Source organism: Mucilaginibacter sp. CAU 1740 (genome assembly GCF_039839285.1).
Taxonomy (GTDB): Bacteria; Bacteroidota; Bacteroidia; order Sphingobacteriales; family Sphingobacteriaceae; genus Mucilaginibacter.
Genome location: NZ_JBDOQS010000001.1, coordinates 147,741 through 171,958 on the forward strand (window position 1 = coordinate 147,741; position 24,218 = coordinate 171,958).

The window sequence follows — 24,218 nt, forward strand, 5'->3', positions numbered from 1 at the left end:
ACAGGATCTCTAATAGTAGATGGTTTGATAATATTATGTATTAGAGTTTTAATTAGAGATTGTTATATAAATGTAGGCTAACAACATCCTAGAGCACATTTGTTAATTAGAGTTGGGGAATGTTAATTAGAGTTTAGGGTGTTAGTAATGTTAGATTTAGATTGACTGATATGCTAATAAGTATTTCACAACACTCAAGTAGTTAGCCTTAAAGAAAGCCATAATGTAAATGCTAATTCGTTTTGCATTACTTTAAAAATCAATTAAAACTATTTTTTAGGTTTTGGCGTTTGATTTTTTAAGTTGCCTATGTATTTCTTAAACCTTAAAGGATTTCATCCCATTGCGGGTATCAATACCGATAACCACAACAAATACCCATTTTTAGAATCGACCGATGGCTTGTTCGAACCAGATGATTTTGAATTCAACTTTAACCGAAGTTTTCCTTTTGAACGGATCGAACTGGGTGAAGGTAAATCAATTTACATGAGTGAACCGAATTTACTAAAGGTTTTTAAAAATACGATACCGGAAGATAATAAGATACTGGTTAACAACATTAAGCCAATTGAAGAGGCATATACCAGAGAACTGGCTGAAATATTTTATAATGGCTACACGGGGGGGATGGCACATTTCTATGAAGAGATCGGCCAAACCTTTTTATCCCTGGAGATTGAGCAGAAAAAGCAGACTCTTCGGGAGTTTATTACATACTGCCATACCAATCTATATTTTGAAGGCTTTGCTATTCCCGAGGTAATTTATGCCTTGGGCTACATTCAGGCATCACTGGTCAAAGGATTTCAGGAATACAGCAACCTGAAATATCTGAAGGAAAAAGAACAAATGCCGCCTGTAGTCAAAGTTTATCCTGTTGTCAAAATGCCTGAGTCCTATGTAAAACGGGAACAGGAAGTACTTGTAGAATCTGCGCCGGAACCAATACCGGCACAGGGCACAGCGACGGATTCTCATAATCATATTTCTTTACGATACCCAGCCACCGATATATTCGATCTTTGGTGCGCATTGCTGGACGAACAGCTATGCCAACTTATGCAGGTACCGCAGGTTTTTAACAGCGAAGACGATATCAAAGAGCTGCTGGGACGGCTTTTTAAATTGGATACCCAGGGACAAATTTGGCCCGTGAGCGATGGGGCACATTTCTATCAAATGGCACCTGGCTATCAGAATCTTTTATGCTTGTTAATGCACGCTACCTATAAACTCAATACGACCTATCTCAAGGTACCGCAGATGAAATATTGCGAACTGCTCAAATCCAACTTCTCTCCTTTTGAAACCTATGAATCAGTTGGTGACATCCAGCGAAACATGACCAAGAAGAAAGATTCCGCTATCGACTTTGTTCATAAAAGCGGTGGAATCTATGCTAAAAAAGCCTACGAAGTCTTAAGGAAAGTACCTACTTATATATTCAAATCTTAACGACGTTCAACTTCGTTCACTAACGTTGGGTTATTTTCATACTCTTTTGTGTTCATCAAATTTTTTAATTTATGAACGCAACATTTTTTACAACCCTATCGACACAGGAGTTCCAGGAACTCATTGAGTCTTCTGTCAGAAACGCGGTCCACTTAAAACCACCCCGCCCGAACGATGAGGATGATACTTTGCTTGACACTAAGGAAGCTGCCGAACTGATCAAGTACGAGGTCACATCAGTCTACGGGCTGGTGAAAAGAAAAAAGATTCCTTTCTGTAAAGTGGAAGGCAAGCTGCTTTTCTCCCGTAAAAAACTATTGGCATGGATCGGCAGCGGCCAGCAGGCCGTTGCGCAATAAGTACGGTCATGGCTGATCAGTTCTTTCCCTTAAACCAATCGGGCAGTTACATCCGTGTGCAGACCTCGTATTACAAGCGGACTAGGCAACCGATGGTTGCCGGCGGCTACACCGAAGGTTGGCTGCTTTGGTCGTCGGAAACACTCAAAAAGGATTTGAGTGCGGACGCGATCAAAAAGATCCGAAAGTTCGATGCGTATTGCTGTGTCCCAAGCCATACCGATTACCGTGAAACCATCGGCAATTATTTTAACAGATACCACCCTTTGGAATTCAAACCGGAGCCGGGCTCCTGCGAGACCATTTTGGGCTTTCTGCAGCACATCTTTGGTGAGCAGTATGAACTGGGACTGGATTATATATCCCTGCTCTATACACGGCCGGTGATCAAGCTGCCTATTCTTTGTCTGGTATCTAAGGAACGCAAAACAGGTAAGACAACTTTTCTAGACCTGCTCAAAGTTATCTTCGGTAACAATATGACATTTAACGGAAACCATGACTTTCGTTCGCAATTCAATTCCGACTGGATGAATACGCTCATCATCGCGGTGGAAGAAGTGCTGCTGGACAAAAAGGAGGATTCCGAAAAGATCAAGAATCTGAGCACTGCCAAGGTATCCAAAGTGGAAGCCAAAAGCAAGGATAAGCGCGAAACGGAATTCTTTGGCAAGTTCATCCTTTGTTCCAATAACGAGTACAATTTTATTGTCATTGAACCGACGGAAACGCGCTACTGGGTAAGGAAAGTACCGGTATTTGAAAAGGAGAATGTCCGGCTTCTGGAACAGATGATCGGGGAGATCCCCGCTTTTCTGTTCCATCTGTTGGAACGGCCGTTATCGGTGTCGGTTGGTAACACCCGCATGTGGTTTTCTGAGCAGCAGATCCGAACGGATGCTTTATTGCGTGTGATGCGCAATAACCGCAACCGGCTGGAAACCGAACTGTTGTTATTGTTCAAAGAGATCCAGGAGCATGACCAAGGCCAGAAAATGTGCTTTGCCAATAAGGATATCCTTGACCTGCTTAAAAAAAGCATGCCGCGCCTGACACGACAGGATGTATCGCAGCTGATGCAGCAAGAGTGGGGCCTTGTCCCCGTGCCCAATAGTTTAAGCTATTCAACCTATTGTTATAATAACCTCAACGAATTGGTAACCGTGGCCAAAACAGGCAGGTACTATACCATTACGGAAGAGTGGCTTCGGCAAAAGTTTGATGAGTCGGGCTAAGTCCGCAGCCATTGAATTGCTTTTCAGTGTATTGCACATTCATCATCGTTTGATGAGGCACGATGAGCAATGATGAGCGCGATGGGCAAACTCATCAAAGCTGAAAACCATGATGAGAGAATGATGAGTGTATAAATAATTTATTTATAAATAGTTACGGCTATAACTCATCATTCATCATAAATGTAAGGGTAGCCCTCCCGTATGGTTTGGCACCTGCATCATTTAATAACAAACCTTTAGATTTTACAACATGACACGATATAACTGTAAAACAGCAAAAGAACTCTCTATCATTAGTTACCTGGAGCAATGCGGTATTCAGCCGCAACGGATCAAAGGTCATAATTACTGGTATTTATCACCACTGCGCGAAGAAAAGACCGCTTCATTCAAAGTAAATACCAAGCTTAATGCCTGGATGGATTTTGGCGAAGGTACCGGAGGTAATTTAATTGATCTGGGAATACGTATGCACTATTGTTCCGTGGAGGAGTTTTTGGAGCGTTTGAATAAAGGCAATACTGATTTTTCTTTTCATCAGCAAACTTCGCGAAATGTAGAACCCCAGTCGGATAATCCGGTAATCATTACCGGTGTGAAAGCGCTTGAACATCCGGCTTTGATCACTTACCTGAAAACGCGCGGGGTTGATTCGGCCATTGCCAATACCTATTGCAAAGAGGTCGATTTTACAATAAGTGGCAAACCCTATTTCGCTATTGGGTTTGCCAATCGTTCGGGTGGTTACGAGCTGCGAAATAACTGGTTCAAAGGTGCATCGTCACCCAAGGACATTACCATCATTGACGGCAGTCATAAAGCCGCCATCGTGCTGGAAGGTTTTATTGATTTCCTTTCGCTCCTGCAACTGAAGGGTGGTCAATCCCAGTCAGATTTTATCATCCTGAATTCTGTTGCATTAGCTGAAAGAGCGGTGCCTGTTTTGAAAAACTATCAGGAAGTTTTTCTGATGCTCAACCATGACAAAGCCGGGATTGCAGCTGCTGAAAAGTTGCAGGAAGCCGATGTAAACTTCACCGATTCATCAGGTTTTTACAAGGGCTTTAACGACATAAATGAATATCTGGCTGCTCAAAGACAGGTTTCTTTACAAACTCAAATCCGGCGCAGAGCGCCGGAAGAAAGGAGCCGGGGAATTGGGCGCTAAGTCAATTATTGGCAAGGGCTACAATACCGGTTTGCGGTATTGGCATATATACAGATAGCTGGATATATCACCGGCCCATTTTCGAATTTGTAAGGAGCGAGTTAATGTTTTTGCTACACAAAAACCCGAAATCACCCCGACGGGGTGATTCGGGACTCGCTCCCGTTGGTCGAACTTTTATAGCAACAAAAAATGAAATGAACACATGCTAACAGCTAGTGAAAACAAAACAATAAAAAAAGCGAGGACCCCCGGCAGACCCAAAAAGACGATCAGGCGGAGTGATTTTTTAATGGTGCGTTTAACGCCAACGGAAAAAATTCTGATCGAAGGGAGAGCAAAAAATGCCGGGCTGAAACCCAGTGAGTGGTTCCGGCGGGCCGCTAAAAACGCCAGGGTTTTTCCGCGCTTTACCCCGGAGGAAACCGGCTGGTTCAGGATGCTGGCGGGGGTAGCGAATAACCTCAACCAGCTTACTCACCTGGCTCATGTGGCAGGTCTGTTTACGCTTGCCATGAAGTGCCAGACCATCCTTAAACAAGTTGACGGGTTAATTACAAAACTTAGCAGCCATGATGGGTAAACCAATAATCGGGAAAAGCTTCGGCGGCTGTATCCGCTATGTGTTGAATAAGCCGGAAGCCAAGATTTTATCAGCCGATGGTGTTCGCATGCAGAACGCATCTTCCATCATTCAGGATTTTAATTTGCAACGGAAAATGCGGCCCGAACTTGGCAAAGCAGTTGGGCACCTGGTACTCAGCTGGAGTAAGGAAGACCTGCTCAAATTAAGCGATGATATCATGGTGGAACGGGTAAGGGAATACATGGAAAAAGTAGGTATCCGAAATACACAGTATGTGATCGTTCGTCACAGTGACCGGGATCATCCGCATCTCCATATTGTTTACAACCGGGTGGATAATAACGGCAAGACCATTAGCGATAAAAATAACTTTGCTAAAAATGTCAAAGCCTGTAAGGAGATCACCCTGAAATACGGCTATCATATCGGTGAAGGAAAAGATCTGGTGAACCGCCAGGCGTTAAAGGGTAGGGAAAAGGTTAGGTACGAATTATACGATGCTATTAAAGCAGGCATGAAAACGGCCACGAACTGGAAACAGTTGGAAGCGCAGCTTGCCAGGCAGGGAATTACCATTGCTTATAAATTCCGTAGCGGTACCAATGAAGTGCAGGGTATATCCTTTGAAAAGGGCAATATTGAAATGAAAGGTTCCGCTATTGACCGGAACTTGAGCTTTGTCCGTATAGATGCGACTTTAAACCGGAACCAACAGGTACAGCAGTATCATGCGGCAAGGGAAGCCAATCAACCATTTGTGGCTAACCAGCTGCGTGAGTCAATCCGGCAGAGCATTCAGGCGGAATACAGCCATAACCCAAGTGCGGGTAAAGGGATATTGGAAGTATTGCTGGAACCACAATTTGTTGCCGGGCCTCCTGATCCAATGGGTGACGCGGATATCGCCCGCAGAAAACGGAAGAAGCACGAAGCGGAGGATTCCCAGTCACAGGGCATAAGCAGGTAAAAGAATAAAAATTAAGATTAACCTTAAAACGATTTGTTATGCAAAACGAAGAATTAGAAGAAAAGGTAAATATTATGGAAGAACTGATCCAGGGTTTTGCCGATAGGATCAGTGTGATGGAAACCAGTGTGGCCGAGTTTCTAAAAAGCTTTCTGGAACAGTACCGGGGCACATTGGAAACGATCTCATCGCGAATTGAAATGGCCAACAAGCGGTATGACGATCAAAAGATCCAGAAGCAGATCGATGAATTAAATGGCGTAGTAGCGACAGTACCGAAAGTCATTCGTGTGAAAAACAGTCACCATTTAGGTGCCTGGTCGAGTAATTTGATCGTTGGCATTGTTGTTTGTTTTACAATAACAGCCGGATCATTCGGCAGTACTTTATATCTCTATCATCAAAATGATGACCTGAATCGTGAAGCATATAACTTCTGGATGGTTAGGGCACTTTATCCAAAGGTTGCTAAGACCATTGATACCAAGTTGGCGGAGGATCCGAGGGGCTTTATAGATAAGGCTGAAAAAGCAATGGTAAAACAGCAGGCGATAATTGCTGCCGAAGCCGTAGCTGCACAGGCAGAAAAGGATCAAAAGGAGGCTAAGAAAAAGCTGGAAAAAGTGAAGGCAAGTAAGTGACGTGTTTGTGATAGACAGGCCATTCAGCTGCGCCAGGTTGCTGCATTGCACCACGCGCTACGCGCCGGGTTCCATTTCGCAGCCAGTCTCGCTGACGCGCACAGGCAAGTATTCGTTCCTCATACACGCCTGTCTTCCCGCCGTGCATAAACAACCACAACACCGCAGTCACAAAGTTAGCGACACAGGAAAACAGTCAAGGGTATAATAAACCGCGGCTACCACCGCGGCCCTTGACAATTTTGCTGTTTAAGCTTCTGGTTGTTTAAGCGGTAATGTGGTAGGTGTGTGCCGAGGAAAATACTGCACTATTCCGTTCGTTGATTAGTCAACAAAGTAATTATTGAAAATCTTGGTGATATCTTTTTTAAGATCGATTGGCAGATCGTACTCCGAATGCCAAATCAGTTTTCCTGTAATGGCTTCACCTGAAGGTGCTTGTTTGACATCGAAAACGTCAAAAATATCTTGGATGCCATATAAGTCTAAGTAGGGCCGATATTTTTCTTCCAGAGATTTAAATTCAGGATCAGCGACAACATTGCTCATCCTGTTTTGGTAAGTATCAAGGATGCTAGATTGGGTCATTTTTAGCTCTTATTTTTCAATAACTCTACTTTTTCCCGCTCACTTGCCAGTAAACGCTCATAAAGTTGTTTGTTTTCTTCAAAGAGTTCTATAAGCTTATCGATTGGATTAAAGTTGAACGTACTGTAACTACTTTGGGCACCTTGATTATTTGACCCCTCGTAATTATTCTGAATGTTATAAATTGCTTTTTCCTCATCAAAATTCTTAATTGCTTCAACAGGGACTCTCAAAATAGCTGCAATTTGAGCCAGTATTTCGTCTTCAATGGTTTCTTTGGCCTCAAGCAATGAAACTCTTCTCTGGCTCCAATCGTCTCCAAGTTCGATAGCTAACGCTTCCTGTTTAAGACCAAGCATTTCCCTAAAGCGTTTTATATTGCGGCCATGATGAATGTTTTTCGATTCGTTGGTAGCTGTACTCATGGTAGATATAGTGTTTAAGCAAATGTAAGAAAATTTCAATGTTTAAATTAACGGTGTGCTGCGGCTTATGAAGGATAAAATATGTACTAGTACGACTTTCATAGACCGTCGAGGATATTTTAGAGACGTTTAGTAATGGTGGCATTCGCTGATAATGTTCAGTTATCCTGTGTTGAATTAATTGCTTATTGTTACAATTTTTTTAAGGTAACGCAGTCGAACAGGTGTGCAATTACCTCTTTTTATTGGCACACTCAGATTTTTTTGGACAAGGGTGCAACGGCCTGAAGTTGCATCAGGTCTTCTCGTTCCAGAACGAGTGTGCACTATTACACTACCGGGAAATCTTGCGAAAACACCCCAATGAAACCCGCTTAAACGGGTTTCAGGCTTTCCTATGCCCTCCCCGAAAGTCTTCGAATAATGGTGGGGAGAAGGGGACTGGTTCTTTATGTTTTAGGCTGGCGTTGAGCGCCGACTATTAATTTCATATTCTCTGGAGCACAACGTTCAAAACGTTCATTGCGCCATTCGACAAAGTTAAGGTTTTGTTCAGAATTAACTTCATCTCCTAGGTAATAACGTTTGTTTTCGTGAATAAACCCGAAGAAACGGGCGTTGCCTGAACGGTACAATCCCACTACCTGCGCTGCACCGCCAACAGTATAATCTTTTGTCTTTTGCAATATTTCCGTGAAACAATGAAATACTGCCCTACTGGTTCGATAATCATTATGTTCAGGTCGATCATATTTTGAATAATATAGTGTACGGAAAGCGACCGCACCGCTTCCTTCTGCGATCACAAGTTCAGAGATATTATTAATAATAACACTTTGGCAATTAAACTGCAAGATCTTACTCCAACCGATTCGATGGCAGAAAAACTTGGTCCCTGCTCTTGTGCAATGAATTATGACAAAATTTTTCCTTTTAGAAAGAGGGTAAGAGTTTAAATTAGAGCTAATAAAATTGAAGATACGGTCAAATTTATCCATGGGCATCATATCACCGGTAAATATTAACCCATCATCAACGCTGTTTTTTAATTTACTAATAACGGTACTAGCAAATGTAACGTCTCCTACATAGCCGAAAATATCAGGTGAAGATTTAGAGCCAAAAACTTTTTGACCGCCGTCGAATACCTTACCTTTTTCCCAACTGATGCGACTATCCGTTGTAATATAAATTGAAGAGTGCCTTAACCCTTCCTTTTTGTTATCTGATGCAATCCAGGTTGCTAGTAAGGTCATGTATTGTAAATGAAATAAATAAACAAATAATACAAGTATTAACCGAATGACAAAAGTTGTTTTGGCCGAGCAGTTAAGCCAATTCAATGACGCAAAAATAACTGCAACTTGTTTTCACTCAGCTCGCTGTTCCAGATGCTTCCGGCCTGTTTAAATTGCCTATTTAAGAGCATCTGAAACATTCGATTCCCACGTCTAATTTCTGTCGAAGCCATCAAATTACCATCACCATACACTTCAAGTAGTCTATCAAATATCCCAGATGAAATACGATTTCCTTCAAATTTTGGAACTGTGTAAAAGTAGCCCACTTCCCAAGCAAACTTTTCACTTAAAGTTGGAATATTTGCTTTGGCGATTTGAAAATCACTTTTAGTTTTTGGCTTTATGGCTCCGATTGCAATTACATCTTCCTGAAATGAAGCTATTCCTAATATCTTGCACCTTGCTATTTTTTCAAGTGTCGGATTCCGAACTTTATTTTGTTTAATCAGCAGCTTTAAAAACAATTGTTTCTCAGCATTTGAAAACATTTCGGGCCTGTCTATCTTATAGTCGATTTCTTGGGAGTTAATAAGCATTTGATTAATCTTTCTCAAACTCAGTTTTACTTGAATAAAATTTTTCCACGAATGCTATAAGAGTTTTCCGTTCATCCGTTTCATAGCCCAATTTATCAATGGCCCCGAGATGGATTGCTTTGCTAATTATATAATTAATCATTTGATCACTTACATTATCAATATTATTCCTAGATATATCTGGAATAAACTTTCGCGATTTTATATTGGTAACAATTGTAGCTATATCAAAAACTGAGGCGGTAACGGGTAAATTAAAATGGAAATCTTTTATTAAAACATTCCTGATGAATAGCTCTTTTCTTGGTGAGGAAGGGGATGAATAATACCAATAGGGCCGCTGGCTTATTTCAAAAGGAAGATAAAGCTCGTTTTTACGACCTTCAAATAACTTGGTAGTTTCAACAAAAACATAAGTTGGATACCGAGATAGCTGTCCAATATCTACTAAATCTTCAAAAGTTACATTGTCCAAAAATTCGTTTCTTTTTGTAATTTCTTCTTCACGTAAGTTCTTCTGGTATTCTTTAGGTATTAAAATCGTTATCCAATTAAGCTGGTCTTCAAGCTTTTCTATTACTTCCTTCGTATCATCACCAGTAAATTTCATACCACTCGAAAAATCCTCGTCATTGTCAGAATCGATGATTGGTATAGTTAGATATTTGATCTCATCTACATTCGTATAGTCGTCGATATTAATTTCTGAAATATCACTCACTTTTACCAACCATTCTCTTTTTGGGGTAAATATATCATCCTCTTCTTCACTTTCTTCCGGATATTCTTTCGGTGGATTATAACGGTAAATTTCTTCATCAAGTGGAATTTCATTGAAGCTTGTTATAAAATTCGTTTTATTTCTAATGAGAGCATAACCCTCAATATCATTTAAATAATCTGAAAGCCAAATTTTAATAAAGCCTTTTTCGGCAGGCGTGCCGTCAAATAATTCATTTTTTATATCAAACTGTGTTTCAGGCTGCTCCAGTAGTTTAAAATTAATACCGTCAGTTAAAAAGAATCTGCTTAGAAACTCCTTAACTTTAACTACCTGGTTTTCAAATACACCGATGAACGGAGTATAACTTAAGATAACCTCAGTTCCAAAGAATGTAATATCTTCTTTTTCAGTTAAAGATGTCCATTCGTTACCTTTTTCTAATTGAATTAGATATTGAAATTTAGATTGGTAATGCCTAGTCCGCACGGTAACTTTATCAGAGAGCATGAAACATGATAGAAAGCCAATTCCATAGTTCCCAATTGGTTTATAAGCGAGGTCTTTAAGTAAAAACTCAAATGATTGATAGTAGGAGACACCAATGTTTAGAAAGTGGTTCTTTATGATGTCTATCGACATGCCGACTCCATTATCTTTAATAATAACCTGGCTTTTTTCCTTATCTATAATTACCCTGACCCTTGGTTCATAAGGATCATCACCAAAAGCTATTTTTTCATTTTCCTGTCTTATTCTACAAGCATCCAACGAATTTTGAATCAATTCTCTTAGGCCTAAAGATTTATTACCATAAATCTTTTCTCCCATTAATAATGAGCTAATCGCTTCAAATTTTAAGGTCATTTTGTAACCTGAAAAAGTATAGCCTTCTGTTTGAATGTTTACTTTGGGTTTTTCATCGAACGGTAGGTTATACTGATTTTTCATCGATGACACTAAAGCAATGGCCCCTACGAGTTCTGTTTCAACCCAATCTATATAGGTTAATATTTTGCGATGGATATCGGCGTTTTTCGATTTGCCATGAAAAACAATGTTGCGTTGATGCGTTTTTTCATTTTCAACAATCTTGTCATTGTTAAATATTACGAAATGTTGTCTCCATTCTTCATCGCTCTTGCCTTTTGGAGCGATTAACTCGTACAACTTGTATGGCGTTCTATTTCCGTCAATATCAAGTATATCCCCTAATCTCAAAATGCAGGAAATAAATTGCGCATTGAAGGAATAGTTACCGCGAATATCATGGGTGTTTAAATGTGCTTTTATCCAATCATAGTCTTTAGTATGGCTTTCGCAAATAAGCGCTAATTCTTCTGTGTAGTCTAGACTAGCCAAATCTGGAATAACCAATATTGATTTTAGATTTTCTCTGATGTATCTACCTGACAAGTCAGCATGTATTCTTCGCACATATTCCTGTATTGCTGCAACATCGTCGTTGTCCATTAAACGCAACATTGTGGAATACTTAAAATTTGAAAACGGAAAGTCGTCTCTTTTAATGAGTTCAATATCTGCTTCACTTATGGCCATACCTACGTCGTGAAGTAACGCAGCACAAATGAGTAAGGTTATTTCGAGTTCAGACAACTCAGTAATATTGGCAACCAACTTTGCCATATAGTTGATTATACGAAACGAATGACTTGTATTATGCAGAGTATATTTCGGAAAAATTGCCGGAATCCTATTGTCTAAACTATCCTTAACATTGTTGTAAATACCAGTTACGACGGGAAGAAATGAACTGTTCAATCCAGTCAAATACTTGACCAATTCCAGTTCATCAAACTTTAATGAATTATCAATTTTTGTCATTATTTAAATAGAATGTTTAGGATTTCTTTAAGCCATATTTTAATTCTCTCTCCTTAAAAGCGTCCTCTCCACCTTCTAAAATATCGCAAACATGCTCTTTGATGCCCATCTGGTTTAAAATTCCAATTGCTTCTGCATTCGTGAATGAATTTTCAAGAGATCCGGTAACATATTCAAATTGGTAGATTTCATTGTCTTTACTATTATCTTGACCTTTTTGATTTGCAATAATTATATTTTCTGCGTCAGTAGGGACGATGAGGTTAGCATTATGTGTGACAATGATTATTTGCCTGGTAATTTTCTTTTCTTTTATAAATTCTTTTAATTCTTTATAAACTGTCCTATTATCCAAGTTGTCCTCCGGCTGATCAACCAAAATTGGATATTCGGCATTACTTAAGTGGAGAATCAAGAACAACAATATCATTCCCTTTTTGCCTGGAGACATTTTTAAAATGCTCTCCTCATTCTGAGATAACTCGTATCTAATAATAAAATAGTCCTGAAATAATTTTTTTGAAACAGTCTGAACATCTCCGCCCCTATTGAATTTGATATTATTAGCATTGTAATTTTGAATTTTGTCAAAAAGGTCTTCCAGATTTTTTAGATGTTCAGCGGGCTTGAAGATATAGTTATTATCGGTATCGATATAGGGGCCCGTTTTCGCAGATAAATAGCCTTGATTATTTAGCAAGCTCAGAGCTGTGTCTCCAAGCTTTCTCCGGTCAAAACCTATTTTACAGCTTAGTACAATTCCTTTATCTACACTGATTTCGCTAAATGACGGATTTGAATTAACCATATCAGCAATAGATTTATAGCTGTCATAAATACGTTGATAAGCTTTTAAAAACCCCTGCTTGGCAGTGGCTTTATTATCAATAAGCGTTTTTTGTTCGGTTTCTAATTCATCAATTTCGTCCAGAATTAGTTGCTCAGCTAATATTACTTCGTTTAATTCATCTAATTTTTCTTGGTTATGAATTTTGGAAATAAAAGGGGCCAGTAAGTTTCGGTAATAGCTTAATCTGTCTTCATTTATGGTAAGCCATTGGTCAATTCGTTGTATAGTTTCGGAATTTTTAGCGATCAATTCGTCAAGAACATCATTGATTCGTTTATTGTCAGCTAGAATATCTTTACTGATCATCCCACTGATAAATTGATTACTCAAAAATTTTGCGATGGAATTTATATGAATGTTATTTAACGACGGACCTAAACTGTTTTTAAGGTTTGTCAAATGTGTGAGATATTCCTTTTCATACAATGATTTCAGCGCCGAAAGATTAGTAAATCTACGTGTAAAAACATTTTGTTGAGATTTCAATTCTTGATACCGAAGTTCTTCTTCTTCTGTAAAACCAGATTGTTTCCTTAGCTCATCTATTTCCTTAGTTTTTTGAGCAACATTGTTCTGTCGAGCCTTTTTATCCCCTTTAGATTTTATGCTAGTTGTGTTCTTTTCAATTTCGTCATCCAATTGATAAAAAGTTTCTAATTCACTCGTAAGGGTAATTTTATTTTCCTGAATAATTTTGGATTGAACATCATATAAAGTCTTAAATTCTGGTTTTTGTTCAAGGATTCCCTGAATGAGTTTTCGTAATTCTGGCTGACCACCTTTCTCGGCCAAATAATTAATGTACATTTGTGGCACGTAGGTAATTTGTCGCGATTTTTCCGTCGACGCATCTTTTAATTTATAAGATGCACCATCCTGCCAAATAACTTCAAAATCAAAATCCGCATCTTGCTCAAAATCATAGTCGATCTCTAATTTGCTATCTGAAATCTTTTGTTGTACTTGGTTAGGGTCGATACTTTTTGCGATATAATACAACAAGATCGATTTCCCAGATGACTTGCCGCCTATTATACCATTGAGTTTATCATTTATTTCAATATAATTCTTCGGGAATGCATCTGACGAAGAACTGCCCATAAATCTGACTTTATCAATAACAAGGTAATCGTTTTTGACTTCAGGCTTTTCTTTATCAATTCTAACTCTTGAAAATGGTTCAAAAATTATTTGCTTGAATCCTTCAAACGTTGGATCGGCTTTAATCCACAAAAAATGTCCATCTCTATCTGGACTTCCAAAATCCTTGAGGCATCTTGCATCGGAGGCAGTTGTGTAAATAGTTTTCGATTTAAAAAGCAAAGGTTGAGAGTCGATATACTGTGCGACTTTGCTTATACTGTCCTTACTATTCCCCTGCAGTATAATTGAAGGTATGTAATTAAATATATTAGAAAGGTGAGTTCGATCGGTTTTTCCTCTCTCCTGGAATAGGCCATTATTTGAGTTACAATGAGGAAAAATAAATACGCCGCCCGATTGTAATATCTCATCCATAACAGTCATTGGCGACTGATTTGATAATGTCAGTACTCCACCGGTAGTTGGCGAATCAATATCAATTTTGGATAGAAAAGTCTTAATTCCTTCCGAAAAAGTACCTTTCCCATATGGCGGATTGTTGAAATAGGCGAGCACATGAATTCCGCCGACATTGATTTCAACGCCACTTAAAACTTTACATGTACTAGTAGCCGAGTAGTTTATAAATTCATCTATGAGTGTGTCATCATGGTAATTGTGATCCGTTATTCCAATTAAGGCTAGATGAGGTTTATAGGTATCTATGAAGGCGAAAGTATTTCTCACATAATTAACACACCTTTCTTTTTTAGCAATCCTTGCATCACCAAAGTATTCTTTGGAATCAAAAAGTAACGCGTTGGCTTCGCCTCCAACTTTGTCTACATATGTTTGCCATTTATCGGGATCGGCCTGTTTAAACTGTGTATAATATTTACTTAAAGACTCATATCTGTCATCTAAAATGGTTTGAATTTGTAAATCCCATATTCGCCATGTCGCGCCCTTAATATATTGGTTCATTAGTTAAGTTTTAGGTTGAGTTAAATATAATTAATTTATAATTGGTTAACTTTAAAAAAATAAAGATAAGTAATAATCTAACCACAACAATTTAGACGATCTGAACATCAAGTATCTATTCACCGAACCCAAACAGAGCCTTTTCGACAATAGATAACTATTTATTATCGACTGTACACTTAAAATGGTCATCCATTGGTTAGGTTCATTTAGATACAATGCTTAAACAAATGCCTACTTAACACTTATTCGAAGTTACAAGTGCGTGCTAGTTCCGTGCGATTAATATTTGATAGCCGTTTTGATCGCTCCAATTAACTTATTTCAAAGAAGTAATTAAAATGATTTTTTTGACTTAAAAAAAGAAATATAAACCTACGTAAAGTGTTGGACCTATGTTAGACCCAAGAAAAAAGGACTTAGATTTTTCAATCGTAAGTCCTTGATTTTCAAGTCGGGATGGCGGGATTCGAACCCACGACCTCCAGCACCCCATGCTGGCGCGATACCGGGCTACGCTACATCCCGAATTAATGTATAGCCGGGTTGCAAATATAATTGTTGCGGTATAAAATCAAAATGATGTGTATTAAACATCTCATTAAATTCAAGCTTGCTTTAAGGTTGTTCGGTAATTAATTAATTCCAAATTCAAATCCTTTAATAGGTGTGGTTATAGGCATCGATTTGTTCAACAAGATCACTTTTTCATCATATTCCGCTTTAGTTAAAACGTCATTCTCTAACAGCCATGTTAGGTTGTTATATTGGAGTTCATAGCTTAAGTTGAAATTAAGCTGACCATAAAGTTCCATAAGATGCTCTTTCCTTTTAAATCTCACATGATTTACAAAATCGCCTAATTGCTGTTTTGATGGCCTGTTGTAAAGAAATTCGACAGCATTGGTATTATTGGATTTAACTAAATAATACGATTTTTTATAGGTGACAAAGTAAGCGACAGCAAAAGAGATACCTGGAAGCAAATAAAATAATTCGGCCCCTGTTTCTACATCTCCGCCCGATAATCTGTCGGCAAACAGAAATATCGAGATAAGGGTCAAAATGACAGAAGCAGTCAAGAAACCCCTAACATCGTTATGTGACTCAATTACTCTTGTACCCATGTGTTCAAATTTAAGCTCATATTCGTGGGTTCTGAAAAATCGCTTATACTTAACGTGCAGCCCGTTGTCTGTTAGGTTAAACCATCGTTGATCAAATAACCTTTTCTGATAAAAATCGCATTGCATTTTAAACCGATGTTTGATAACAGCTAATATAGTATTTTGAAAGTGATACCTTGGCTTATGGTGTAATGTCCGGGGTTAATCCTCCGCCAAAGTAAAACTTATCGGCAAAGAATATTCCTTATCAATCGCTTTACCATTAAGCCTTGCGGGTACCCAAGCCGGCATCAACCGCACTACCCGCAAGGCTTCTGCATCAAAAGTTGTATATAACGGGCGTATCACTTCCGGCTTAATGATCCTGCCGTTTTTGGCTACAATAAATTTAACTATCACGCGACCCTGAACATCGATATAAGGTTCCGGCCAACGGAGGTTTCTTTTCAGGAAAGAACCTGAGCTATCTAAGCCACCCGGAAATTGGGGGAGTGAATCTGGTAAAGTGGCAATTTCCTTTTTTTTGCTTACAGATTGTGCTTTGGCATTTATAGTATAAAGAGATAGGATTAAAATGCAGATGGTTAACAGGGTTTTCATTTGTGAATAGGAGGTTTTTAATAATTAACGCCTGGTATGATAAATAGTATCATGTACAGCAATAATTATCAATATTACAGTAGCAATTACACCTATGGGAAGGGTAATGACTAATAGCCACCCTGTAACTGCCAAGGGATTAAGCACGTTCCCGAAAGCGATGCCTGCTCTTACACATTGGTCTGTTCCGGCCTCGTTGATGTTACAGTTAAGGCATTTGCCTATAAAGCCTGCCAGCATCGCTGTAAAAAAAGGTAACAATGCAAGGAGTGCTATATAGAGATGATACAACAGCACTTTTTTCACTTTGATCTCATCACGAAATAATATCGGGCGCATAAAGATAAAGTTATAAATAAGCGCTGATAATGGTACTTGTGTAACAATAACAAATGCGCGAAAGGTATACTACACCATATCCATCAAGAACAGCAAGTATAAGGGAGCTTCTCAAAATTGTCATTCTGAGGAACGAAGGATCTTCTTCGCTTAGCATATCCGTTATGCATGTTGCAAAAGATCCTTCGTTCCTCAGAATGACAAAAAATGATAGGGTTACTCTATCTCATCTCCATCCCTAATAGCATCACTCGCCTGCGTAATGATCTTCTCATTAGGCTTCAACCCGCCAAAAACCTCGGTCGAATCGTGAGTGCTTAGCCCTTCCTTTACATCAACCAGTTTGGCTTTGCCGGCTTCAACCACCACCACATACTCCCGCTCGGTAGAGCGTACGATGGCCGTGTTGGGCACCAGTAATGATTTCGCGCCTGAGAGCATCGGGATCTTTACTTCGGCGTACATGCCTGGTTTCAGGTTGTTGTTTTTGTTTTCAACGTCGATCTCTATCGCTTCAGATCGCATGCTACCCAGCGCGTTGGCCGAGCGACTGATCCTGGCTGTTTGCTGTGAGCCGGGCATGGCGTTAAAGGTGAAAGTAACGGGTTGTTTCAGGTCAACCTTATCTACATAGTTTTCGGGGATGGCCACTTCAAGGCGCAGCTTGCGGGTATCCTGCAGTATCAGCATCGGGATATCTGCCGCTTTGCCGGGGGCTACTAATGCCCCGGGCGATACGTTACGCTGCACTATCATGCCATCAAAAGGGGCATACACGTTAAGGTAGCCCTGCATGGTTTTTACCGAGGCCATGTTGGCGCGTTCGGCTTCGGCAATGGCATTGTCGGCCCGCATACGGGCGCTGGCATTGTCAAGGTCGAGGGGGGATACCGAGCCGGGTTCGGCGGCGGCCTGTTTCAGTCGGTTGTATTTTTCTTTACTGGCATTGGCAGTTTCCTGTGCCTGTAAAAAGCGGGAGTTGGCAGCCTGGAATTGTGATTCCATTTCGGGCGCTTCGAGGGTAAGCAGCAGTTCGCCTTTTTTCACTATCGAACCACGATCTACACGTAAGTCTTTTACAAAGCCGTTAACCCGCGGAAAAATGTTTACCTCGTTAAAAGGCTTCAGCTGCCCCGGCAGGCGGGCCGAGCTGGATAGCGCCTTTTCGTTAACGGTGCTTAAAGGATATTTTTTGCCCGATGGGGATTTATTTTCGGTAAGGTCTACCGGTTTTTGGTTGCCCCCGCATGCCGCGAAAAAGCAGGCAATAAAGGCGGGAATGATGATATGTTTGGTTTTCATGATTATACTATGGTGAGGGTGCTTTCTGTGGTTTCTTCTTTTAGTTGTTCGTCGGGCATTAATGATGGCGATTGGTAGGTAGTTTTTTCCTGTACCCATGCAAATACCAGCGGCAGGATCAATAAGGCCGCCAGGGTAGAGGCCAGCAAACCGCCAATAACCGCGCGGCCAAGCGGCGCGGTTTGTTCGCCCGATTCGCCCATGCCCGATGCCATCGGGATCATCCCGGCAATCATGGCCAAACTGGTCATTAGTATGGGGCGCAGCCTGATGGATGCACTGGTTACAGAGGCGCGGGTAGCATCGCGGTATTCAAGCCGGAGTTTCTCGGCATTGGTAACGATCAAAATGGCGTTGGCCACCGATACCCCGGTAGACATGATCATCCCCATATACGATTGCAGGTTAAGTGTAGACCCGCAAATGAGCAGCGCCGTGATGGACCCCAAAATAACCGCGGGCACGGTAGATAGTACCGTAAGCGAAACTTTAAACGATTGGTAATTGGCTGCCAGCAATAAAAAGATCACCAAAATGGCAAAGGCCAAACCGTTTTGCAAACTGGTTAAAGTTTCAACCAACAAGCTCGACATCCCTTTTACCTCGGCTATTAAACCTTTTGGTGGATCGCCCACCTCGGCCAGTGCTTTTTGTACCGCCGAAGTAGCCGTACCCAGATCTTTTTTATAAATGTTGGCGCTCACGGTCAAAAACCTCCGCGGACCGCTGCGGTCATATTCGCCGGGGGCATATTCTGTTTTAAATTCGGCCACATCGGCAAGGGTAGGGCTGCTCTGGCCTTTCACCAGCGGGATCTCCTTCAGCTCGTCCATAGTGTTCATCACGTACTCGGGCACCTGTACCTGCACCTGGTAGGTATAGGCCGATTTATCATCCAGCCACAGGTTTTTTTCGGTGAAGCGGCTTGATGAGGTACTTGCCGTAACCGAGCGGGCAATATCTTTAATATTAAGGCCCAGCTGCGATACCTTCAGCCTATCCAAAGTAATAGATACCACCGGGAAGCGCTGCGGCTGATCTATCTGCACATCGCGCAGGTAAGTGATCTGTTTTAAACGGCTTAGCACCTTGTTACTATACTCCTGGATCTGCTGCATGCTTTTGCCGGCCACCTGCACCTGGATAGGGGTAGATGCACCCTGGCTCATGATCTTCTCAGTCATGTCGATAGGTTCAAAGCTGATGCTCATTTCGGGCATCTCATGCGCTATGTTTTTGCGCAGGGCATCCTTTAGCTCATCCATGTTTACCTTATAGTTTTCATCAAGGTTAACCTGCAAAACGGCCTCATGCGTTCCGGTATTAAACACATACAGATTACTGCTGCCAAAGCTGCTGGGGATAAGGCCAATATAACCCGACGAAATTTCAACATGGTGGTTCACCGTTTTATCGATGATAGTAAGCACCTGTTTAAATTTATCTTCGGTACGCTCCAAACGGGTGCCCTCGGGTTCTTTAATCCGCACCTGGAACTGGCCGTTATTAAGCTTAGGCATCATATCTTTTCCTATCACCACAAAACCAACAGCCGCCAAACCAATTACACCAATAAGGTAAACCAGTATGATAGTTTTTTTGCGCCCCATCCACCGGCTGATGATTTTCATGTAGCCCATTTTTACGCGCTCAAACAGGTCGTTCTTTTCAGGGTGTTCCTGCTCATTTTTCAGGTGATCGTTTACTTGTTGTTCTTCGGGGCGATCTAAAGCTTCGCCGGCATGGGCGTGTACTTCCCCGTGGTGATAATGCTGGTATTGCTCGGCTTTGATGAGCCAGTTGCTCATAATAGGCACCAAAGTTTGCGCTATCACGTACGATACGATCATGGTTAAACCTATCGACATGGACAGCGGCAAAAACATCGCCTTCGGCACGCCATTCATCATAAACGATGGCGCGAATACGGCCAGGATACAAAGCAGGATCAGCAACAAAGGAAACGCGATCTCCTCGCAGGCATCAAAAATAGCCTGCCGCTTAGATTTGCCCATCTCCAGGTGCTGGTGAATATTCTCGATGGTTACCGTGGCCTGGTCCACCAAAATACCTATGGCCAAAGCCAGGCCGCTCAAAGTCATGATATTGATGGTTTGGCCGAAGAGGCTTAATAATAACACACCGATGAGGATAGATACCGGGATGGTAATTACCACGATGAGGCTGCTTCGCCAGTCGCGCAGAAACAGCAGTACCATTAAGCCGGTGAGTAAAGCGCCGAGGCCGCCCTCGGTCATCAGGCTTTTTACCGAGTTTACTACGAATATAGATTGGTCAAACTCGTACGAGATCTTCACATCATCGGGCAGCAGGTTCTGCATTTCGGGCAGTTTGCTTTTCAGGGTTTGTACCACCGTCCAGGTAGATGCATCGGCGGTTTTAACTACCGGGATGTACACCGAGCGCTTGCCGTTAATGAGGGCGTAATCAACCGTAACATCGGTACCGTCGCTTACCCGGGCTATATCTTTAATGTAGATAGGCACGCCGTTTTTGGTGATCACCGGGATATTGCCAAAATTTTCGCTGTTGCGGATGAGCGAGTTTAATGTGGTTAGGTAGATGGTATTATCAAGCCTTAAATTGCCGGATGGTGCCATGGTATTGAATTTGGATAGGGCCTCAACTACCTCATCGGGCGTAAGGTTATAGCTCCGCAGTTTACTTGGGTCGATACTCAGGATAATCGATCTGGCGTTAGAACCAAACGGCGGCGGTGCCGATAAGCCCGGAATGGTGGCAAACATAGGCCTGATGCGGGTGGCCGCCATATCATAAATATCCTTCAGGCTGGCGGTTTTACTATCAAACACCAGCTGCCCAACCGGTAACGACGAGGCATCAAACCTCACCACCTGCGGCGGCAATGCGCCAGGAGGGAAAAAGCTTTGCGCACGGTTTACCTGTAAGGCTACCTGGGCGCTGGCCTCGGCCATGTTAGTGCTTTCATAAAACGAAAGCTTGATTAAGGTAAGCCCCTGGATGTTTTTACTGCTGATGTTTTTAATGCCGTTTACATACAGGAACTGATCCTGCAAACGGGTACTGAAAAACCCCTCCATTTGTTGGGGCGACATGCCCCCGTACGATTCGATTACATAAATAGTAGGCAGGTTAAGCTGCGGAAAAATATCTATGGGGATGTTGATTGCGGCAAGTACGGCAAAAATTAAAAGGCTGAGGGTGATAACCACCGTTGTGATAGGCCTTTTAAGCGCGGATGTGACCATTGACATAGTGTTCGATTTTAGTTTAAAAGGTTTAAAACAGTGTTCACCTCGTTGCCGCTCAATGCTTTCTGGAAAAGCGCGCTCGAAAACGCATACCGAGCCTGCACATAATCGGTTTCGGCACGGTAAAGGATGTTGAGGGCGGCATTCAGGTCGATGATATCCGTTAACCCGTTTTTGTACAACGATAGTTTTTGGCGATAACCGGCATCGGCGGCCCTTAACTGGTTGGGGATCTCCTTAAGGCGGGCGCGTGCCGTGTTCAGTTCAACATCGGCCTGGCTGATGCCTAAGGCCAACAGCGATTTTTGCTCGTTCAGTTGCTTTTGGGCGTAATCAATAGCGGCCCTTTGGGTAGTTAATTTTAAATGCCTCCGCCTGATATCAAACAGGTTGTACGAGATGCCGATGCCCACCAAATAGTTATTCCGGTCGAACCCCCAGCCGCTGGATAGGCTGTTGAAGCGATCATTGGCATCCACACTCGATCCTCGGCCCCAGGCTGCGGCCTCGAGTGATATTTTAGGGTTGTACTGCTTTTTAACCAGGTTTTCCTGCGCAAGGCTGTTTTGCAGCAGCGATTTGTAGTAGTTAATAAGCGGATGGTTGGTAGTATCCGCATCCGAAATAGCGGGCAACAATACCGATGCCGTTAACCGGGTTTCGATGGTAGTATCCGGAACGATATTATCTGCCGGTAAGCCGCTCATCTGGGCCAAGCGCAACTGCACCTGTTTAAGCTGGTTATCCAGTTCTATATTATTCAGGCGAGCTTTGGATAGCTCGGCCTCAGTAATACTGGTATCAACGCCCGGCCTTACACCACTTTTGGCCAGCGACCGGATTGACCTTACGATCTCCTCATTACGGCGAATGTTTTTTTGCTGTATGCTGATATAATCCTGCAGGCGCAGCAATTGCAGGTAATAACCTATAGCATAGGTTTGCAGCTGATATTTTGATTGCTGAAACTGATCCTGTGCCAGCTGCACTTCCGATCCTGCTACTTTATTCTGCGCCCCATAAGCGCCGAAATTGTACACCTCCCAATCAAGGGCGGCAATGCCAAGGTTGGTGAGTACCGCGCTGGTTTTGCTTTCGGTACGCACCCCGCGCGAGTTGGAGGGGATAATGCCGAAGCCAAAGTACGGCCCGGCGGTGTTGTTGTTGGTACCCACATCGGCCTGGTAGTTTAGTTTAAGGTTGGGTAACCAGTTGTTACGGGCCTCAACGGCCTGGGCCTGTTTAATGCCAATAGCCGCCGAATCGGTAATTAAGGAGGGGGCGGTATTGCCAATTTTGCTTAAAAGCGTTTTTAACGTAAGCGGTGGTATATTTTGCTGCGCAGATACGTTACCGGCCGTTAGCAGTAACAGTACTATGCACAAATACCTGTTAAGATGTTGCATCTTATGTTTGATGAATGATTTAAAAATTAAGAAAACGGGTTGAGGGGCTTACGGGAAGGAAGGATGGGGTTGTGGCAATTACTCCTCCACCCGTCATTGCGAGGTACGAAGCAATCCCCGATTTACAGAGCCGCTATGCAAATCCGACCTGTATAGTTTGGGATTGCTTCGTACCTCGCAATGACGGATCAGGCAATAAAAGCCCTAACAATCTTCGCGTAAGCAAAAGCAGGATGGTGTAAGCGAAAAAGAAGATCAGATAGTAAGCTTGCCCGATAGCAAGTACAATGGGAGAGAACCATCAACAACCGAAGCCGGACTATCAGAAAAAATACCTTTCGGCTTTTTGTAGTTGCCGAAAGTAAATGGGAAAATAATATTCAGTAACGATGAAAATAACAACAGCAAAGGCACAATGGGATTGGCCAAACGTTGCCGTACGTAATCCGGGTGCGATTCGCTGGTTTCGTTAAATTCCTGTTTGCGTTTGCTAAAAGCCTTGATCAATATGGTCATACTGGTTTCGGATTTGAGCTGCTCGTAATAGCTAAAGCCAATAAACGGCTTCAGCGCCAACATCAGCACTGCAATACAAAGGCAATATTTAATTTTTAATCCGGCCACGTTGAGTATCAAACGCAATAATTACCTCAAAGTTGATAAGAAAATGAATAGCAGCTACGTTGTAACAAAAAAGTTGCCTGGGTAGATTTGTGCTATTGATGTTTTTAAAATCAGCTTAATGTTAAAAAATGTTAATTTAATAACGTTTTCGGTGCCGGTTATTTAACTTGTATTACCAATAAGCCGTTATCATAATCAATGCTATTGCTCAGAAAAGCTTACTCGTTGTAAATAATAGATTATTTCACCTATCGGATAAATTATGAACACATCGTTTTTATACAGTTTAAAAGTTTGGCTACTGATGGTGATCGTAGCCCCTCTATTGCACTTGGCCTTATCCTGGTTAATGATTCACGATCCGCAGATCAGTTTGATAGATGAGATCAGAAAAGATTATATCATGGCTGCCGATATAGTGCTGTTGCTTACCATACCGTTTGCCGTCATATTCTGGATCTCGGTTTCATCGCTGTTAAAAAAGCATGGGCCGCAATACGTAAAACAGGCGCTTACCTCGGCTATATTCGCTATCCTCATCCTCGCGTTTTTTGAATTGATGTTAGAAAAAGGCCGCCCATCGGTAACATCAATAGCGGTTATTATTTTCCCTTATGCCATTACCGGCATCATCGGCATCTGGCTGCACGAACTGCAACCCGTTGATGTTGAGGAAGAAATACATACCTGAAAACCGGTACTTATCAATATAAAGTTAAAGTGAATACTATTTTAATTATTATTGCTTTAATTTTTTAACTTAAACCAGTTGTATGTATAAGATTGGCTTCTTTTGCGTTTAAAGGAAGTTATGTG

General features: G+C 41.6%; 21 protein-coding genes and 1 tRNA gene. 8 read left to right on the top strand and 14 right to left on the bottom strand.

Going from position 1 to position 24,218, the window contains the following annotated elements:
* Positions 1–309: 309 nt before the first annotated feature.
* From AAFN85_RS00660 to AAFN85_RS00690, 7 genes are all read left to right on the top strand, one after another.
* Positions 310–1,458, top strand: a complete 1,149-nt coding sequence (locus AAFN85_RS00660; RefSeq protein ID WP_347524917.1) for a hypothetical protein — start codon at positions 310–312, stop codon at positions 1,456–1,458.
* 71 nt (positions 1,459–1,529) lie between these two features.
* On the top strand, positions 1,530–1,817 hold the full coding sequence (locus tag AAFN85_RS00665; protein WP_347524919.1) for a helix-turn-helix domain-containing protein: 288 nt from the start codon (positions 1,530–1,532) through the stop codon (positions 1,815–1,817).
* Between the two features lie 8 nt (positions 1,818–1,825).
* On the top strand, positions 1,826–3,052 hold the full coding sequence (locus AAFN85_RS00670) for a primase-helicase family protein (RefSeq protein WP_347524921.1): 1,227 nt from the start codon (positions 1,826–1,828) through the stop codon (positions 3,050–3,052).
* Positions 3,053–3,305: 253 nt separating this feature from the next.
* Positions 3,306–4,223, top strand: a complete 918-nt coding sequence (locus AAFN85_RS00675; RefSeq protein WP_347524923.1) for a toprim domain-containing protein — start codon at positions 3,306–3,308, stop codon at positions 4,221–4,223.
* Between the two features lie 205 nt (positions 4,224–4,428).
* On the top strand, positions 4,429–4,806 hold the full coding sequence (mobC, locus tag AAFN85_RS00680) for a plasmid mobilization relaxosome protein MobC (RefSeq protein WP_347524925.1): 378 nt from the start codon (positions 4,429–4,431) through the stop codon (positions 4,804–4,806).
* Positions 4,796–5,776 (top strand): relaxase/mobilization nuclease domain-containing protein, encoded by a 981-nt coding sequence (locus tag AAFN85_RS00685; protein ID WP_347524927.1) that lies wholly within the window; start codon positions 4,796–4,798, stop codon positions 5,774–5,776. Before mobC ends, AAFN85_RS00685 begins: the two co-directional genes overlap by 11 nt.
* Positions 5,777–5,814: 38 nt before the next feature.
* Positions 5,815–6,417, top strand: a complete 603-nt coding sequence (locus AAFN85_RS00690) for a hypothetical protein (protein ID WP_347524929.1) — start codon at positions 5,815–5,817, stop codon at positions 6,415–6,417.
* A gap of 324 nt (positions 6,418–6,741) precedes the next feature.
* On the opposite strand, the gene AAFN85_RS00695 is transcribed toward AAFN85_RS00690, so the two are convergent.
* The 14 genes from AAFN85_RS00695 to AAFN85_RS00760 all read right to left on the bottom strand — a co-directional run bounded on the left by AAFN85_RS00695 (position 6,742) and on the right by AAFN85_RS00760 (position 23,420).
* A complete protein-coding gene (locus AAFN85_RS00695; protein ID WP_347524931.1) occupies positions 6,742–7,005 on the bottom strand; it encodes a hypothetical protein in 264 nt (87 codons plus the stop codon).
* 2 nt (positions 7,006–7,007) lie between these two features.
* The gene (locus AAFN85_RS00700; protein ID WP_347524933.1) at positions 7,008–7,430 is read right to left on the bottom strand and encodes a helix-turn-helix transcriptional regulator; all 423 of its coding nucleotides are present in this window, start codon (positions 7,428–7,430) and stop codon (positions 7,008–7,010) included.
* Between the two features lie 449 nt (positions 7,431–7,879).
* Positions 7,880–8,686 carry a hypothetical protein gene (locus AAFN85_RS00705; RefSeq protein WP_347524935.1) on the bottom strand — a complete coding sequence of 269 codons (807 nt, stop codon included), beginning with the start codon at positions 8,684–8,686 and terminating at the stop codon, positions 7,880–7,882.
* 83 nt (positions 8,687–8,769) lie between these two features.
* Complete coding sequence (locus AAFN85_RS00710) at positions 8,770–9,285, bottom strand: hypothetical protein (protein ID WP_347524937.1); 516 nt, start codon at positions 9,283–9,285, stop codon at positions 8,770–8,772.
* A complete protein-coding gene (locus AAFN85_RS00715) occupies positions 9,272–11,833 on the bottom strand; it encodes an ATP-binding protein (protein WP_347524939.1) in 2,562 nt (853 codons plus the stop codon). Before AAFN85_RS00715 ends, AAFN85_RS00710 begins: the two co-directional genes overlap by 14 nt.
* A gap of 16 nt (positions 11,834–11,849) precedes the next feature.
* Entirely contained in the window at positions 11,850–14,750 is a 2,901-nt protein-coding gene (locus tag AAFN85_RS00720; RefSeq protein ID WP_347524941.1) for a TrlF family AAA-like ATPase, read from the bottom strand.
* A 454-nt stretch (positions 14,751–15,204) separates the two neighbouring features.
* Positions 15,205–15,278: transfer RNA gene (locus AAFN85_RS00725), tRNA-Pro, on the bottom strand.
* 107 nt (positions 15,279–15,385) lie between these two features.
* Positions 15,386–15,877, bottom strand: a complete 492-nt coding sequence (locus tag AAFN85_RS00730; protein WP_347524943.1) for a hypothetical protein — start codon at positions 15,875–15,877, stop codon at positions 15,386–15,388.
* A gap of 201 nt (positions 15,878–16,078) precedes the next feature.
* Positions 16,079–16,477: an energy transducer TonB gene (locus tag AAFN85_RS00735; RefSeq protein ID WP_347524945.1), complete on the bottom strand. Its 399-nt coding sequence runs from the start codon at positions 16,475–16,477 to the stop codon at positions 16,079–16,081.
* A gap of 24 nt (positions 16,478–16,501) precedes the next feature.
* Entirely contained in the window at positions 16,502–16,816 is a 315-nt protein-coding gene (locus AAFN85_RS00740) for a hypothetical protein (RefSeq protein WP_347524947.1), read from the bottom strand.
* Positions 16,817–17,032: 216 nt separating this feature from the next.
* Positions 17,033–18,118, bottom strand: coding sequence for an efflux RND transporter periplasmic adaptor subunit (locus AAFN85_RS00745; protein ID WP_347524949.1), 1,086 nt, complete (start codon positions 18,116–18,118; stop codon positions 17,033–17,035).
* A gap of 2 nt (positions 18,119–18,120) precedes the next feature.
* Positions 18,121–21,375 carry an efflux RND transporter permease subunit gene (locus AAFN85_RS00750; protein WP_347524951.1) on the bottom strand — a complete coding sequence of 1,085 codons (3,255 nt, stop codon included), beginning with the start codon at positions 21,373–21,375 and terminating at the stop codon, positions 18,121–18,123.
* A gap of 11 nt (positions 21,376–21,386) precedes the next feature.
* On the bottom strand, positions 21,387–22,778 hold the full coding sequence (locus AAFN85_RS00755) for a TolC family protein (RefSeq protein ID WP_347524953.1): 1,392 nt from the start codon (positions 22,776–22,778) through the stop codon (positions 21,387–21,389).
* Between the two features lie 255 nt (positions 22,779–23,033).
* The gene (locus AAFN85_RS00760; RefSeq protein WP_347524954.1) at positions 23,034–23,420 is read right to left on the bottom strand and encodes a hypothetical protein; all 387 of its coding nucleotides are present in this window, start codon (positions 23,418–23,420) and stop codon (positions 23,034–23,036) included.
* A 244-nt stretch (positions 23,421–23,664) separates the two neighbouring features.
* Here AAFN85_RS00760 and AAFN85_RS00765 point away from each other — a divergent pair, with 244 nt between their 5' ends.
* Positions 23,665–24,093 (top strand): hypothetical protein, encoded by a 429-nt coding sequence (locus AAFN85_RS00765; RefSeq protein ID WP_347524956.1) that lies wholly within the window; start codon positions 23,665–23,667, stop codon positions 24,091–24,093.
* The last annotated feature ends 125 nt before the right edge of the window (positions 24,094–24,218 follow it).

Bases quoted from the DNA above. Each gene is read 5' to 3' on its own strand.
- AAFN85_RS00660 (WP_347524917.1), top strand. From the start codon at position 310: ATGTATTTCTTAAACCTTAAAGGATTTCATCCCATTGCGGGTATCAAT.
- AAFN85_RS00665 (WP_347524919.1), top strand. From the start codon at position 1,530: ATGAACGCAACATTTTTTACAACCCTATCGACACAGGAGTTCCAGGAA.
- AAFN85_RS00670 (WP_347524921.1), top strand. From the start codon at position 1,826: ATGGCTGATCAGTTCTTTCCCTTAAACCAATCGGGCAGTTACATCCGT.
- AAFN85_RS00675 (WP_347524923.1), top strand. From the start codon at position 3,306: ATGACACGATATAACTGTAAAACAGCAAAAGAACTCTCTATCATTAGT.
- mobC (WP_347524925.1), top strand. From the start codon at position 4,429: ATGCTAACAGCTAGTGAAAACAAAACAATAAAAAAAGCGAGGACCCCC.
- AAFN85_RS00685 (WP_347524927.1), top strand. From the start codon at position 4,796: ATGATGGGTAAACCAATAATCGGGAAAAGCTTCGGCGGCTGTATCCGC.
- AAFN85_RS00690 (WP_347524929.1), top strand. From the start codon at position 5,815: ATGCAAAACGAAGAATTAGAAGAAAAGGTAAATATTATGGAAGAACTG.
- AAFN85_RS00695 (WP_347524931.1), bottom strand. From the start codon at position 7,005: ATGACCCAATCTAGCATCCTTGATACTTACCAAAACAGGATGAGCAAT.
- AAFN85_RS00700 (WP_347524933.1), bottom strand. From the start codon at position 7,430: ATGAGTACAGCTACCAACGAATCGAAAAACATTCATCATGGCCGCAAT.
- AAFN85_RS00705 (WP_347524935.1), bottom strand. From the start codon at position 8,686: ATGACCTTACTAGCAACCTGGATTGCATCAGATAACAAAAAGGAAGGG.
- AAFN85_RS00715 (WP_347524939.1), bottom strand. From the start codon at position 11,833: ATGACAAAAATTGATAATTCATTAAAGTTTGATGAACTGGAATTGGTC.
- AAFN85_RS00720 (WP_347524941.1), bottom strand. From the start codon at position 14,750: ATGAACCAATATATTAAGGGCGCGACATGGCGAATATGGGATTTACAA.
- AAFN85_RS00730 (WP_347524943.1), bottom strand. From the start codon at position 15,877: ATGGGTACAAGAGTAATTGAGTCACATAACGATGTTAGGGGTTTCTTG.
- AAFN85_RS00735 (WP_347524945.1), bottom strand. From the start codon at position 16,477: ATGAAAACCCTGTTAACCATCTGCATTTTAATCCTATCTCTTTATACT.
- AAFN85_RS00740 (WP_347524947.1), bottom strand. From the start codon at position 16,816: ATGCGCCCGATATTATTTCGTGATGAGATCAAAGTGAAAAAAGTGCTG.
- AAFN85_RS00745 (WP_347524949.1), bottom strand. From the start codon at position 18,118: ATGAAAACCAAACATATCATCATTCCCGCCTTTATTGCCTGCTTTTTC.
- AAFN85_RS00750 (WP_347524951.1), bottom strand. From the start codon at position 21,375: ATGTCAATGGTCACATCCGCGCTTAAAAGGCCTATCACAACGGTGGTT.
- AAFN85_RS00755 (WP_347524953.1), bottom strand. From the start codon at position 22,778: ATGCAACATCTTAACAGGTATTTGTGCATAGTACTGTTACTGCTAACG.
- AAFN85_RS00765 (WP_347524956.1), top strand. From the start codon at position 23,665: ATGAACACATCGTTTTTATACAGTTTAAAAGTTTGGCTACTGATGGTG.